This window comes from Bowdeniella nasicola, assembly GCF_900107735.1.
Taxonomy (GTDB): Bacteria; Actinomycetota; Actinomycetes; order Actinomycetales; family Actinomycetaceae; genus Bowdeniella; species Bowdeniella massiliensis.
On the sequence record NZ_FNQV01000016.1, the window covers coordinates 1 to 13,790 of the forward strand.

Genomic DNA, 13,790 nt, shown 5'->3' on the forward strand with positions numbered 1-13,790 from the left:
TCGGGGGGTGTCCCTATGGTGGTTGTCAAGCAGCTGCAGAGATTCGGGGCTCGTATAGCGTGCCTGTTTTCATCATCGCGTACATGACGTTCAGTCGGCGACGCGCCAAGCACATGACCGCCGCGTTGTGGCGCTTGCCCTCGGCTCTCTTCCGCTCGTAATACGCCTTCGACAGCGGGTCGTGGCATGAGGCGACCCACGCGGACCGGAACAAAGCGTTCTTCAACCGCTTGTTCCCAGCGCGGGCGGGGAACTCACCTCGGATGGACGTCCCGGACCGTCGGGTCACTGGGGCGATCCCGGCGTAGGCGGCCAGGTGTCCTGGGCTTGGGAACGCGGACATGTCGCCGGCGGCCAGGAGGATCTGCGCTGCGGTCTTGACCCCGACTCCCGGCATTGACGTCAAGACCGTGGAAAGAGGGAAGTCGTCGACCAGCTTCTCGACCTCTTCGGCAACGATGTCCCGCTGGTGCTTGAGCTCTTTGATCTGTGCTGCGACCCTCGGGATGACGAGCTCGACAGCTTCTGCACCGGGCACCGTGACAGTCTGCTCAGACAGTGCCGTGAAAACCTGGTCGATGAGTGGGCCCGGGTCTTTCCTGCTGTGGTTACGTGCCCACCGCTTCACCCCGGCCTTCCCAGCAGCCTTGAGTCCGGCGGGTCCGTGGTAACGGATGAACAGATCCAACACGATCGCCCGGGTGAGGACGACACCAGGGAAAACGCGTTCCAAAGATGGGTAGATCTGGACCAGAAGGGACCGCAGACGGTTGATCGCGCGCGTCGACTCGCGAGCGAGGTCCTCGTCGAACCCGGACAGCACCTTCAGCGCCGATAAGACCTCGGAGTTGCGGTCCACGGCTCGGAGCGTGTGTGGCATTGTCCTGGCGGTATCGGCGATGATGAACGCGTCCCTGGCGTCGGTCTTCGACCGTCCCGGATACAGGTCCGCGGCTTTGCGCATCGCCAGCCCGGGTAGGTATGCGACTCCCGCGCCGAGATCGCGAGCGACAGCGATCGGCAATGCCCCGATCGTGTTCGGCTGGTCAACGACGACGAGCACCGAACCGTGCTGCTGAAGATTGGTGATGACTTTCCGCAGCGCGGTCTCATCTTGGGGCAGCTCGCGGTCGTACACGCGTTGCCCGTCGGCAGTGAGAGCGCATCCGTGGTGGGTGGACTTCCCGACGTCGAGTCCCAGTGTGATGGCGTATTCGGTTGTCATGACAGGCTCCCTTGTCCTGCTTGTATCCCTGGCCGCTGGTGTCATGACACCCGATGCTGGCACCCACGTTACGAAGAGACCTCAACCGAAGTCGGGCCGTGTCCCTATCAGCAGTCAACGCGCGTCCTGGACCCCTGGCGGCAACACCCCCCGGATCATCGATGACAGGGCAAGACAGCCATACCAGGGCCAGCGACCAGATCCTCTGGTGAGGACCTACCAATAAATGTAACGGGAGTTGGCCACGAAGGAGGGGGATTAGAACGTATGAATATGCCTTACGCAGGGAAAAAGGGGGCGTCAGAAGTTAGATAAAACCTCCGACAGACATGGTTAGTGTTCTTCATCATATCCGGAAAAGCCGACACTAGATTCCAACGCCGAATGTGCCTCACTTAAGGAATCTCGAGTCGCGCAGCGGGGATCACTCCCGTCAGCGCAGCCTGCGGCGCGCCGCTGCTTCCATCAGGTAGCTAGCGCGCGATAGGCTGGTGGTCCGTGGTAGAAACGAACACTCACGGCAGTGCCCAACCGGCACACATCTTTGTCACCGGTGGCGTGGCATCTTCTTTAGGTAAAGGCCTCACCGCTTCCTCCCTTGGCCGCTTGCTGCGCTCGCGCGGCTTGTCGATCGCGATGCAGAAGCTCGACCCGTACGTCAACGTTGATCCCGGCACCATGAATCCGTTCCAACACGGCGAGGTATTCGTGACCGACGACGGCACCGAAACCGATCTCGATATTGGGCACTACGAGAGATTCCTGGACATCTCCCTGACCGGAGATGCGAACGCGACGACCGGTCAGGTCTACTCGACGGTGATCGCTAAGGAACGCCGTGGCGATTACCTGGGTGACACCGTCCAGGTCATCCCGCACGTTGTGGATGAGATCAAGGCCCGTATGCGTGCCCAGGCCCGAGAGTCTGTCGACGTCATCATCACGGAGATCGGCGGAACGGTTGGCGACATCGAGTCGCTGCCATTCTTGGAGGCGGCACGCCAGGTCCGCCAGGATCTTGGTCGCGATAACGTCCTGTTCCTTCACGTCTCCCTCGTGCCGTTCCTACCGAGTGCTGGTGAACTCAAGACGAAGCCGACGCAGCATTCCGTGGCTCAGCTGCGGTCGATCGGTATCCAACCGGACGCGCTGATCTGTCGCTCGGATCGCAGCCTGCCGGATTCGGTGAAGAAGAAGCTCGCTCTCATGTGCGATGTCGATCGTGATGCTGTGGTCACGTGTCGTGACGCATCGTCGATCTACGAGATCCCTTCCGTCCTGCACGATGAAGGCCTCGACGCGTTCGTCGTGCGCCGACTCGGTCTGAAGTTTCGGGACGTCGACTGGCAAGACTGGAACGCGGTTCTGAAGGCTGTCCGCGAACCCTCTGCCCGCGTCGAGATTGCGCTCGTCGGCAAATACATCGAGCTGAAGGACGCCTACCTGTCGGTCACGGAAGCGCTCGCCGCCGGCGGATTTGCGCACTCCGCGCGCGTGGACATCCGCTGGGTCACCGCCGATGAATGCGAGACTCCGGAGGGTGCGGCTCTGGCGCTGGCCGGGGTCGATGCGATCTTAGTTCCGGGTGGCTTTGGCTCCCGCGGGATCGATGGAAAGATCGGGGCGCTGCGTCATGCCCGAACTCACGGGATCCCGACCCTCGGCATCTGCCTGGGCCTGCAGGCCATGGTCATCGAGTACGCGAGAAACGTCCTCGGAATTTCTGAGGCGTCGTCGACCGAGTTTGATCCAAAGAGTACAGAGCCAGTCATTGCGACCATGGCTGAGCAGGAAGACATCATCGCCGGCGGTGATCTGGGCGGAACGATGCGGCTCGGCGCATACCCGGCAGAACTCGCTGCCGGCTCCGTCGTGGCGAGGACGTATGGGACGACCCAGGTGAGCGAACGACACCGCCACCGCTATGAGGTCAACAATGCCTACCGCAGCCGGCTGGAGGATGCGGGTCTCGTGATCTCTGGAACCTCACCCGATGGCACGTTGGTGGAATTCGTTGAGCTTCCGAGCGATGTCCATCCCTACTACGTCTCAACCCAGGCCCATCCCGAGTTCCAATCGCGCCCGACGCGCCCGCACCCGCTGTTTTCCGGGCTCGTGGCAACAGCACTCGCGGTTAGGGATTGCGAATGACCGTTAAATGCTCGTTGGCTTGAACGAAGAGGCGGTCGCCCGCGCAGTGCAGAGCAGAGACCCCCGATAACTGCACGCGGGATTCGGGATTGATATAGGGCCGCTGGTCCGCGCCTTCGAGCTTCATGAGACCCGTGCGTCCCAGGTCAGTGGTCCCGGAGTACCACAGGTGCTTACCGCAGGCGAGAGGGGGAATGTCTTCGAATCGCGCGACTTCGGTGGCTGCACCGTCGCGATCGACCACTAGGGTCGATGGTCCAGTCTCGGAAGACCATTGGCCCACAGGGCCAGAATCGGTGAGGAAGACGCGCTCCGACGTCTTTAGCGACTCGGGGACGTCGTCGCCAACAACGGAGATGATCGATCTCGTATGCGTTGATTTGTCGGCTGCTAACGCGGTAACTCCCGTAGTTCCGGCGGTGAGTTTGAACAGGATAGTGTCGTAACAGTTTACGAGCTTTGCTTGGGTCTCGCGTCCGATGTCCCACGTCGCCACACACCAGCCCTTTTTCCCGTTTGTAACCGCTTGGCCCTTTCCATCGAGAACTGCGATGGCGGCAAAACGAAAGTTCTGTCCCTCGGGCGAGGACATGGGCGTTCTGCGCAGAGTGTCGCCATCGATCGTTATCTCTTCGATGACATCGCCCTGCTTCTCGTCGGCTTGACTTTGACTGAAAACGACAATCGAACCGCTGACTTCGACGGCGTGGGCGGCGTCTTCATTGGTCTCGATACGCAGCTCCTTCGAGCCGGGTTTTGCCTCTCGAACAGCGTATTCCAGCGTGTTGTAAGAGTTGTCTGAGCTCGGTTTAGGGACCTCCAGGAACTCAATCTCACCCGGTAGGGAGATCGCTTCGACGGTGTCTGCATCCGGTGTCGGAGACGACGTGCTCGAGGGAGTTGAGTTGGAGGCGGTGGTCTCGCTGGGCAGCGTTTCAGTTGGGTCGGTGGTGGAGCCTGTGGTGCTGGAAGTGCACGCCGCAAAGACCAGTGGAAGGACGGCGGCGCTCGCGATAGCAAACATTCGATGACGCATGGGAACTCTCATTGGCCGTTAGGGGTAGGGAAAGCCTCGCCGTTGTCGGTGAGAACTCGATCTCCTGCGCAAAGAACCATTGATGCTCCGGTGGAACTTTGCTTGGAAGAAGAACTATTGACGGGCGTTGGCGTTGCGCCATCGACCCTCATGAGGGAGGAAGAGCCGTCGACGGGTCCGATAAACCAGAGGCTTCCGGCGCATGCAACCGGGTGGGTGTCTCGCGCAATTGTGCCCACCGTGGTGGCTCCCGTGGAATCAACGAGGCGAAGCTCGTGGCTTTCCGTGCCCGAGCCTCCGACAACGTACGCTTCGGCCTCCATCGGGTATACCCGTGCAGAAGCGGTGAGGGACTCGGGAACGGCATTTCCCACGAGCGAGATAGTTTTCCCCGTCTCGCCATCGCCGCCGATCCTTGCGGTCAGTCCCGCAGCACCGGCCGTCAGATGCTCCAAGCCCTCGGGATAACAGTCATGGAGGGTTGCCATCCGATCATCGCCAAGCTTCCAACTCGCAAGGCAGACCTCGGAGTCCTTTCTCGCAATGGCATAAGCGCGATCGCCATAGATCTCCAGCTCGCTACCGTGAAAGGCGTAACCGGGTGCTTTGATCCGGGAGGACTTCAAGGCGCCGTCGCGGAACGCTACCTCATCGACTCGGCTTTCATCGTCGTTGGTGACCCCCGAATCCGATCGGATATTGGATCCTGACGAGGTGGGAACTAGTCGCGCGGATTTCTTGGTTGAACCCGGAGGCCGGTGTTATCGATTCGAAGTCCCGCTCCGTGTCACGCGCCCGTAACGCCACGTTGACACCGTTTGTTCGGTCGTCAGCGAGATATCGAGCTGCTGGACGGAGCCTGTTGATTGCTGCGATGCCGTGTCGCGATCAGCCACGCTCGGCGTGCAGCCGCTAAGAACGAAACTTGATACTGCTGATGCGGCAAAGAACGCCGCTGTCCTGCTCCCCATGGCCCAATTGTGGGCTCTCCATCTGTTGGATAGGGGGAATCAGGTCCTGTGTCGTGGTCCTATCGGTATCCGCGCGATAATGGCGTCATGACTGAACTGCCTGGAACGCATCTGCCCACCATCGAAGACCGTCTCCACGTGGGACGGACCGTGGAATCCAGTTCGCGGCCCTTTGAGGGAAAGGTCGTCAATGTGCGGATCGATGAGGTCCGGCTGTTTGACGGAAAAGACGCGGTTCGACGCGACGTCGTCGAACATCCAGGGGCGGCCGCCGTCATCGCGGTCAATGACGAGAACGAGGTCGCCTTCATTAAGCAGTATCGCCATCCCGTCGAAGGCGAGTTATGGGAGGTCCCGGCGGGGCTGCTCGATGTCGAGGGGGAAGACCCGAAGGAAACGGCACGTCGTGAACTTGCGGAGGAAGTCGACCTCGTGGCCGGGCGGCTAGACAAACTCCTGACGCTTGCGCTCAGCCCGGGTGGATCCAACGAAGTCATCCATATCTATCTTGCGACCGACCTTGAGGCGTCGGAGGAGACCTTTGAGCGCAACGACGAGGAAGCGGAATTCGAACTCACCTGGGTGCCGATCGAGCGTGCCCTCGATGCGGTGACGAGTGGGAAGATCCGCAACGCCACAACCGTCACCGCGCTGTTCGCGGCGCACTACCGGCTGAGCGGACATGAGGCCTGACCAGGACACAAAAGGCACCACACCGTCAGCCAGCGACGTGTGGGACCTACTCGCGCCCGCCACCCAGGATCGCACGGGCTTCACCGCCGGCTTCCTCGCGACGGTGGATCCGGATGAGCAGCCACGAGTGCGCGCGGTGATCCTCCGAGATGCCGACCCCAGCGCGGCGACGGTCTCGTTTGCGACCGATGTGCGATCGGCGAAGATTCGCGACATCCAGCTACGGCCTGCAGTGGAACTCGCGCTCTACGACCCGGATTGCATGCTGCAACTCCGACTCAGCGGCACCGCCGACATCGTCGCCGATCCCGAGATCTGCGCGAAGCGTTGGGCGGATCTCGCGCCACACACGCGCGAGCGATTCGAACAGATCGAGAACTTTGCGTGGGTCGCCATCTCTGTCACATCGTGCGACTGGCTCGATCTGGCTGCTGAGCCACCCCGGCGCTTCCGGATGACCGTTGCGCCAGGTCAGCACGAGACCCGCGAAATTGTGCCATAGCTCACACAAGCACGGAGACGAGCAGGACGTAACATCCCGTACCTCCAAGCATGCTGAGCGTCATCGAACCCCGCCACCACTGCAACCCGACCGTCACGGCGAGCGCTACGACCGCGGGGATCACCGCCGAGGCATCCGCTAGGGGAGTGTCGCGCAGCGTGTAGACCGCGAGAATCAGCATCACGCCCACTGGCATGTGGCGGGCGAGAAAGGCGAGCAGCTGCGAGGAGCGCAGGGGCGCCAGCACAGCGAACGGTGCCGCCCGCAGCGCCCAGGTGATTGCCGCAGCGGTGAGGACGCCGCTCGCGATATACAGGTTATGCGACACGGCGACGGCCCCAATACGCCAGCGTCAACGAACCTACGAACAGCCCCATCGCGATCGGGAGCATGTGCTCGCGACTGATGAGCAGTGCCACCAGTGCGCAACCCAGCGCCAGAATCGGAATCCGAAGTGATCGCTGCACCCGATGCCCCTCCATGGCCAGCACAACGAAGAGTGCCGTCACGGCAAACTCCAACCCGCGAACCCACGGCGGAATGAGACTTCCAAGCGCCGCCCCGAGCGTGACACACGCCACCCAGCAGGCATGGAAGAAACCCTGGATCGCGATGATGCGGGTGCGAGAAAACCGCTGCGCCGCCGGCCCCGTCGTCAGGGCGTAGGCCTCATCGGTCAGCGCGAAGGTGCTGTAGGCCTTCCACCCCGCGCCTCGCACGCGATGCAGCGGAAACGACAGCGCATAAAACACGTGCCGGAAGTTCACGAGCAGCGTGCTGAGCGCGATTTGAGTGAGGGGAGCGGCTGCCGCGAACAGCCCCACGAGGAGGAACTCCATAGAGCCGGCGAACACAATCGCCGCGAAGATCGGCGCCCACCACCAGGCGAGTCCTGATTTCACGACGAGCACGCCGAGCGCTACCCCGAGCGGCAGGACGGCGGCGCAGGCCGGCATCGCTATGTGCCAACCCATCGCTATGTCCGAGCGACGCGTCGCGCTCGACCTCGTCGCCGTCATGCCGCAAGCATAGGAAGCTAGCAGCCTCGCGCGCGGCGCGGTCCACTAGGAGGACGCGGCCACCGGTTCGATATCGCTGGCCCGCTCGATCGGCGCCAGGCGGTGCGAATAGACCGCGGCCATCGCCCACGTAATCGCCACGACGGTCAGGCCCGAGCCGAGCATATGCGCGACGACGAGGAACGGATTCAGGCCAGAAAAATACTGGATATAGCCTAGCACGCCCTGCGCCCCCAGCATTGCCAGCACGACGAGCCAGGGCCCGGCCTGCGCCTTGGAGCGCTTCGCGGCCGCGTACAACGCCACCAACACGAGGACGAGCAGCAGCCACGCCGCCACAGCATGCAGCCGCGTAATGAAGATCGGATCGATCGCGAAGCGGTAGGGCTTCTCGGCATCCCCCGAGTGCGGCCCGGTACCCGTGACGACGACGCCGAGCAGAGCCACAACGACGGTCACCACCGCGATCGCGATGTGCACGACGGACTCCGAGAGCGACAGCCTGCCCGTAAAGCTCACATTGCCCTGCTCGTCTTGCAGGCGCGGGCGGAACAGGCGGTAGACGAGCACCGTCGACAGCGAAACAAGTCCGAGCGAGAGCGCCATATGCAACCCGACGACGGCCGGGTGCAGCGTCGCCCAAACGCTCATGCCGCCCACGATCGCCTGGATCGCAATGAGGATCAGCACGGCCCAAGCATAGGGCCGCAGATCGGGGCGGGCCGGCGCAGCCTTGCGATACAGCGACCACAGCAGGCCGAGCGCGATAATGCCCAGCACGCCGGTCAGCGTGCGGTTGCCGAACTCGACGAAGGGATGGAAGCTCGAGGCTTCGTGAAAGACGGGCGTAAAGGCTCCCGGCTCGCACATGGGCCAACTCGAACACCCCAGCCCGGAGCCGGTGACGCGCACGGCGCCGCCGGTGACAATGATGCCGATTTGGGCGATGAGGTTGGCGATGGCGAACCGCCGCTGGGCGGCGTCATGTACGGGGGAACTCACGCCTTCCACTGTACCGCGCTTGCCTAGGACTCCCAGCGAAACACCCGCACGGCGACGGCCGACAGCAGCGCCGCCCATGCCGCCTGAACCACGATTGGCAGCAGCGCGATCTCGCCGAGGACCGCTGCCCGCATCCCCTCACCGAGCGCACCGAACGGGGTGAAGGTCAAAAACCACCCGGTCAGGCCACTGCCGACCGGCATGAGGACGCCGCCCGCAATCACCATGAGGACGAACCCAATATTGGCCACGGCGAGCACCGCCTCGGTGCGCAGGGTGCCGCCGACGCACATCCCGAGCGCCACAAACGTCACCGTGCCAAGGGCGATCATGATGGCCATCGCGATGATCGAGAGCACCGAGGCGGGCCGCCACCCGCCCAGCAGCGCGGCGATGAGGCACAGCACGATGACCTGGGCGGCAACGACGATGACGACGGCAATCGCCTTACCCGCCAGCAGCCCGCGCGGGCCGAGGGGAGTGGTGGCAAACATCCGCAACACACCCCACCGGCGGTCAAAGGCCACGGCGATCGACTGCGAGGTAAACGACGAGGCGATCACGGCCATCGCGAGCGCGCCCGCGAGGGCATGGGCGTTTTGCGGCTCGGGCAGGCCGAGCGCGTCGATATGAAGCAGCGCCACGAGCGCGATGATCGGCATGATGAAGGCAACCATGAGCTGCTCGCCGTTGCGAAAAATTGCGCGGGCCTCCCACGAGGCCTGATCCAGGGCCAATCTCATGCGCCCGCTCCCGTCCGCGTGATCGATAAGAAGACGTTTTCCAAACTCCGCGGCCGCACCTCCAGCGCCACGCGCCCGAACCCGCGCTCCATCAGCGCTCCCGTGAGCCGGTGCAGGACCTCGGCCTGCGATGCCGCGATCTCTAGCGTCGGGCGGGCGCCGGCAACCGTGGTGGCGCCAACTGCCGCCGCAAGCTCGGCCACGACATCACCCTCGAGGTCCGCGTCAAGGGTCACGAGCGTGCCCGCGGTCAGCTCCGCGACGGTGCCGTTGGCGACGATGCGTCCCTCATCGATGACGACGATGCGATCGGCGAGATGCTCGGCCTCATCCATGAAGTGCGTCGTCACGACGATGCTCGCCCCACGATCGCGCACGCCCGCAAGCAGCTGCCACAGATCCCGCCGCGAGTGCGGGTCGACTCCCGAGCTCGGCTCGTCCAGGAAGAGCAGGTCCGGCTCGCCGATCATCGCGCAGCCGACCGCCACCCGTTGGCGCTCGCCACCGGACAGCCGCCGCACGGCCGTGGCAAGCCGATCGGTCAGCCCCAGCGATTCCGCGAGCGCGACGTGTGCCCCGGGCCGGCCGTGCAGCTTCGCGACGTGAGCGAGGACGGCGCCCGCCGTGGGGGCCTGAGGCAGCCCGCCTTCTTGCACCATGACGCCGACGCGCGAGCGCAGCTCCGCGGCATTCGCGCGTGCCGCCCGATCCAGCCCCAGCACCTCGATGTGCCCGGAATCGGGCGTCCGCAGCCCGGCGCAGCATTCGATGGTCGTCGTCTTACCGGCACCGTTCGGCCCAAGGACCGCGGTGATCTCACCGGCGGCGGCGCTAAAGGAGACATCGTCGACGACGCGACGCGAGCGGTAGGCCTTGGTGAGGGAAGAAACCACGAGGGCAGGATGAGGACTCACGCCCTCAAGCCTAGGCCACCGTGCCCCATGGGACTTATGTCCCAATTTGAGTACTTCGGCTTGCGAAGGTATACCTTGGTTGTTGGGAATGAATAATGCAACAACAATGTTGCCTATGTCGGAAGCGAAGGAGGAAGCCCCAATGAGCAACAACGTCTCGGGAGCCACTCCCGCGACCGAGATTCTCGCCCGTTCCGAGCATGGCGAGCTGAGCGAGGATGGCGCCACTCGCGCCCGAATTCTCGACCTCATTATTGAACGCGGTCCCATCACGGCCCGCGAACTCGCCTCAATCCTAGAGCTGACCGCAGCGGCCATCCGCCGCCACCTGTCAATCCTGCTCGATCACGAGCTGATCTCCGACCACGAAGCAGCACCCGCGGGTGCCCGCGGTCGGGGCCGGCCCGCCCGCCATTTCATCGCAACCGACAAGGGTCGCGGGGGAGCGGCAAACCCGTATTCGACGCTCGCCTCCGAAGCCCTCGTCCAACTGGCCGAGATCGCCGGAGCGGACGCTGTTGAGACCTTTGCCAAGGAACGGTTCTCGCGCCTGGCAGAAAAATACCGGCCGCAGGTCGAGGCCGCTGGCGCCGACCCGCTCGCCCGCGCCGAGGCGCTGGCCGAAGCCCTGACCGCCGACGGCTACGCCGCGACGGTACGGCCCGTCGGGGAAGGCTCCATCGCCCTGCAACTGTGCCAGGGACACTGCCCGGTGCAAGCCGTGGCCGAGAATTTCCCACAACTGTGCGAAGCGGAAACACAAGCGTTTTCTACCCTGCTCGGTGTCCACGTCCAGCGCCTCGCGACGCTCGCGTCGGGGGAGCACGTGTGCACCACCCACGTTCCGCTGTTCATCCGCCCTCGCCGAGATTCGGAAGGAAATCATGACCACTGATACCAGCCAGGCACCCCAGCCGGCGCCCAGCACCGACGAGGAGATCATTAACTCCATCGGTGCCTACAACTACGGCTGGCACGATCCTGACGTCGCCGGCGCCTCCGCGCGCCGGGGACTGAGCGAAGAGGTCGTGCGCGACATCTCCGCGTTGAAGAACGAGCCGGAATGGATGCTCAAGCGCCGCCTGAAGGCCCTGAAGCTCTTTGAAAAGAAGCCGATGCCGACCTGGGGCGCCAACGTCTCCGATATCGACTTCGACAACATCAAGTACTTCGTGCGCTCCACGGAAAAGCAGGCCACCAGCTGGGAGGACCTGCCCGAGGACATTAAGAACACCTACGATCGCCTCGGCATCCCGGAGGCGGAAAAGCAGCGCCTCGTTGCTGGTGTTGCCGCGCAGTACGAATCCGAGGTCGTCTACCACCAGATCCGCGAGGACCTGGAACAGCAGGGCGTCATCTTCCTGGATACCGACACCGGTTTGAAGGAACACCCCGAGCTGTTCGAGGAGTACTTCGGTACCGTCATCCCCGCCGGTGACAACAAGTTCGCCGCGCTGAATACCGCCGTGTGGTCCGGTGGCTCCTTCGTCTACGTCCCGCCGGGCGTCCACGTGGAGATCCCGCTGCAGGCCTACTTCCGCATCAACACGGAAAACATGGGCCAGTTCGAGCGCACGCTCATCATCGCCGACGAGGGCTCCTACGTGCACTACGTCGAGGGCTGTACCGCCCCGATCTACAAGACCGACTCGCTGCACTCGGCCGTCGTGGAAATCATCGTGAAGAAGGACGCACGCGTTCGCTACACGACGATCCAGAACTGGTCGAACAACGTCTACAACCTCGTCACCAAGCGCACGACGGTGGAAGCCGGCGGCACCATGGAATGGGTCGATGGCAACATCGGCTCCAAGGTGACGATGAAGTACCCGGCTGTCTACCTCATGGGCGAGCACGCCCGCGGTGAGACCCTGTCGATTGCGTTCGCCGGCGAAGGCCAGCACCAGGACACCGGTTCCAAGATGGTCCACATGGCGCCGCACACCTCCTCGTCCATCGTCTCGAAGTCGGTGGCGCGTAACGGTGGCCGCTCCTCCTACCGCGGCCTCGTCCAGGTGATGGAAAACGCGAAGCACTCCAAGTCCAATGTCCTTTGTGACGCGCTGCTCGTCGATCAGATCTCCCGCTCCGATACCTACCCGTATGTCGATGTGCGCGTCGACGACGTCGAGATGGGCCACGAGGCGACCGTCTCGAAGGTGAGCGAGGATCAGCTGTTCTACCTCATGAGCCGCGGCATGGAAGAAACCGAAGCGATGGCGATGATCGTGCGTGGCTTCGTCGAGCCCATCGCGCGCGAGCTCCCGATGGAATACGCGCTCGAGCTCAACCGACTCATTGAACTTCAGATGGAAGGATCCGTGGGCTAACCGTGACCCAAGTTTCAACCGACCACTCCCGCGCAACCCTCGCGGGCGATCACTCCCACGGGAGCGCGCCCGCCGCGGATAAGGCCGACAAGCCCCGTTCCTTCGAGCTGTCGGCGTTCCCGATTCCCGGCGGCCGCGAAGAAGATTGGCGCTTCACGCCGATCGCGCGAATGGCGGACCTGTTCGCCGATGAGCTCACTGGCAGCGCGCCGGACATCACCTTCGATGGCGTGCGCCTGGATGAGGGCGCCGCGGACCTGCCCTTCGATGTCGTCTTCGACTCCTGCCCGTGCGTGGGTTCCGTCGGCGCCCCGTCCGACCGCACTGCGGTCGTCGCCTGGGCCAACCGCGGCACCCCGACGTGCGTGACGATCAGCGAATCGCTCGAGCGCCCCTACGTCTTTGAGATTGTCGGAAACTCCAGCGAGGCCGCGGCCCAGCACCTGACCCTCAACATCACCGAGGGTGTCACCGCGACCGTCGTGCTGCGCCACACCGGCACTGCGCGCCTGACCCAGACCGTCGAGATCGACGTCGCCGAGGGCGCAAATCTCACCGTCGTCACGACCCAGGAATGGGATGAGGACGCCGTGCACGCTGCCGCGCATCGCATCTCCGCGGGCAAGGACGCCGTCGTCAAGCACATCGCCGTCACCCTTGGCGCCGACCTCGTGCGCCTGACGACCGACGTCGAATTCGCGGGCGAAGGCGCGGACGTGGAACTGCTCGGCCTGTACTTTACCGACGCCGGCCAGCACCACGAACACCGCCTCTTCATGGAGCACCGCCTGCCCAACTGCGTCTCGGACGCGACGTACAAGGGCGCGCTGCAGGGCAAGGATGCGCACGCCGTGTGGGTCGGCGATGTCCTCATCGGCCACGACGCCACCGGTACCGACACCTACGAGCTGAACCGCAACCTGCTGCTGACCGAAGGTGCGCGCGCTGACTCCGTGCCCAACCTCGAAATTGAGACCGGCGAGATCGCCGGCGCCGGACACGCCTCGGCGACCGGTCGCTTTGATGATGAGCAGCTCTTCTACCTCATGAGCCGCGGCGTACCCGAAGACCTCGCCCGCCGCCTCGTCGTGCGCGGCTTCTTCGCCGAACTCATCAACCGCATCGGCGTACCCGAGGTGCAAGACCGCCTCATCGCCGCCATCGAAGCGGAACTCGACCAGACCATGGCCCTCGTTAAGTAAGG

The 13,790-nt window shown here is 63.7% G+C and carries 13 protein-coding genes; 6 read left to right on the forward strand and 7 right to left on the reverse strand.

Annotated features, from left to right (window positions below):
* Nucleotides 1–25 precede the first annotated feature (25 nt).
* A complete protein-coding gene (locus BLU67_RS10765; protein ID WP_092562778.1) occupies nt 26–1,225 on the reverse strand; it encodes an IS110 family RNA-guided transposase in 1,200 nt (399 codons plus the stop codon).
* 498 nt (nt 1,226–1,723) lie between these two features.
* On the opposite strand from BLU67_RS10765, the gene BLU67_RS10770 reads away from it, so the two are divergent.
* Entirely contained in the window at nt 1,724–3,376 is a 1,653-nt protein-coding gene (locus BLU67_RS10770; protein WP_092565824.1) for a CTP synthase, read from the forward strand.
* Here BLU67_RS10770 and BLU67_RS10775 read toward each other — a convergent pair.
* Nucleotides 3,360–4,412: a hypothetical protein gene (locus BLU67_RS10775; RefSeq protein WP_143027423.1), complete on the reverse strand. Its 1,053-nt coding sequence runs from the start codon at nt 4,410–4,412 to the stop codon at nt 3,360–3,362. The two genes, BLU67_RS10770 and BLU67_RS10775, sit on opposite strands and share 17 nt — an antisense overlap.
* A 1,058-nt stretch (nt 4,413–5,470) precedes the next feature.
* On the opposite strand from BLU67_RS10775, the gene BLU67_RS10785 reads away from it, so the two are divergent.
* Nucleotides 5,471–6,076 carry an NUDIX domain-containing protein gene (locus tag BLU67_RS10785; protein WP_092565917.1) on the forward strand — a complete coding sequence of 202 codons (606 nt, stop codon included), beginning with the start codon at nt 5,471–5,473 and terminating at the stop codon, nt 6,074–6,076.
* A 37-nt stretch (nt 6,077–6,113) separates the two neighbouring features.
* A complete protein-coding gene (locus BLU67_RS10790) occupies nt 6,114–6,578 on the forward strand; it encodes a pyridoxamine 5'-phosphate oxidase family protein (RefSeq protein WP_176780789.1) in 465 nt (154 codons plus the stop codon).
* Between the two features lies 1 nt (nt 6,579).
* Here BLU67_RS10790 and BLU67_RS10795 read toward each other — a convergent pair whose 3' ends face one another.
* From BLU67_RS10795 to BLU67_RS10815, 5 genes are read right to left on the reverse strand one after another with little or no spacing between them, the layout of a single operon-like run.
* Nucleotides 6,580–6,906, reverse strand: coding sequence for a branched-chain amino acid transporter permease (locus tag BLU67_RS10795; protein ID WP_092565832.1), 327 nt, complete (start codon nt 6,904–6,906; stop codon nt 6,580–6,582).
* The gene (locus BLU67_RS10800; RefSeq protein WP_092565834.1) at nt 6,896–7,597 is read right to left on the reverse strand and encodes an AzlC family ABC transporter permease; all 702 of its coding nucleotides are present in this window, start codon (nt 7,595–7,597) and stop codon (nt 6,896–6,898) included. The genes BLU67_RS10795 and BLU67_RS10800 overlap by 11 nt, the downstream gene beginning before the upstream one ends.
* A gap of 45 nt (nt 7,598–7,642) precedes the next feature.
* The gene (locus BLU67_RS10805; RefSeq protein ID WP_222842482.1) at nt 7,643–8,599 is read right to left on the reverse strand and encodes a COX15/CtaA family protein; all 957 of its coding nucleotides are present in this window, start codon (nt 8,597–8,599) and stop codon (nt 7,643–7,645) included.
* 23 nt (nt 8,600–8,622) lie between these two features.
* Complete coding sequence (locus BLU67_RS10810) at nt 8,623–9,342, reverse strand: ABC transporter permease (RefSeq protein WP_092565838.1); 720 nt, start codon at nt 9,340–9,342, stop codon at nt 8,623–8,625.
* Nucleotides 9,339–10,256, reverse strand: coding sequence for an ABC transporter ATP-binding protein (locus tag BLU67_RS10815; protein ID WP_176780790.1), 918 nt, complete (start codon nt 10,254–10,256; stop codon nt 9,339–9,341). The genes BLU67_RS10810 and BLU67_RS10815 overlap by 4 nt, the downstream gene beginning before the upstream one ends.
* A gap of 142 nt (nt 10,257–10,398) precedes the next feature.
* On the opposite strand from BLU67_RS10815, the gene BLU67_RS10820 reads away from it, so the two are divergent.
* Genes BLU67_RS10820 through sufD form a run of 3 tightly spaced genes read left to right on the forward strand, consistent with a single transcriptional unit; the run spans nt 10,399 to nt 13,788 of the window.
* Nucleotides 10,399–11,151, forward strand: a complete 753-nt coding sequence (locus tag BLU67_RS10820; protein ID WP_092565919.1) for a helix-turn-helix transcriptional regulator — start codon at nt 10,399–10,401, stop codon at nt 11,149–11,151.
* On the forward strand, nt 11,141–12,586 hold the full coding sequence (sufB, locus tag BLU67_RS10825; RefSeq protein WP_092565842.1) for a Fe-S cluster assembly protein SufB: 1,446 nt from the start codon (nt 11,141–11,143) through the stop codon (nt 12,584–12,586). The genes BLU67_RS10820 and sufB overlap by 11 nt, the downstream gene beginning before the upstream one ends.
* A gap of 2 nt (nt 12,587–12,588) precedes the next feature.
* Complete coding sequence (sufD, locus tag BLU67_RS10830) at nt 12,589–13,788, forward strand: Fe-S cluster assembly protein SufD (protein WP_222842483.1); 1,200 nt, start codon at nt 12,589–12,591, stop codon at nt 13,786–13,788.
* The last annotated feature ends 2 nt before the right edge of the window (nt 13,789–13,790 follow it).

What these genes read in the sequence shown, in the direction of transcription:
- BLU67_RS10765 (WP_092562778.1), bottom strand. Translation starts at nt 1,225, where the DNA reads ATGACAACCGAATACGCCATCACACTGGGACTCGACGTCGGGAAGTCC.
- BLU67_RS10775 (WP_143027423.1), bottom strand. Translation starts at nt 4,412, where the DNA reads ATGCGTCATCGAATGTTTGCTATCGCGAGCGCCGCCGTCCTTCCACTG.
- BLU67_RS10785 (WP_092565917.1), top strand. Translation starts at nt 5,471, where the DNA reads ATGACTGAACTGCCTGGAACGCATCTGCCCACCATCGAAGACCGTCTC.
- BLU67_RS10800 (WP_092565834.1), bottom strand. Translation starts at nt 7,597, where the DNA reads ATGACGGCGACGAGGTCGAGCGCGACGCGTCGCTCGGACATAGCGATG.
- BLU67_RS10810 (WP_092565838.1), bottom strand. Translation starts at nt 9,342, where the DNA reads ATGAGATTGGCCCTGGATCAGGCCTCGTGGGAGGCCCGCGCAATTTTT.
- BLU67_RS10820 (WP_092565919.1), top strand. Translation starts at nt 10,399, where the DNA reads ATGAGCAACAACGTCTCGGGAGCCACTCCCGCGACCGAGATTCTCGCC.
- sufB (WP_092565842.1), top strand. Translation starts at nt 11,141, where the DNA reads ATGACCACTGATACCAGCCAGGCACCCCAGCCGGCGCCCAGCACCGAC.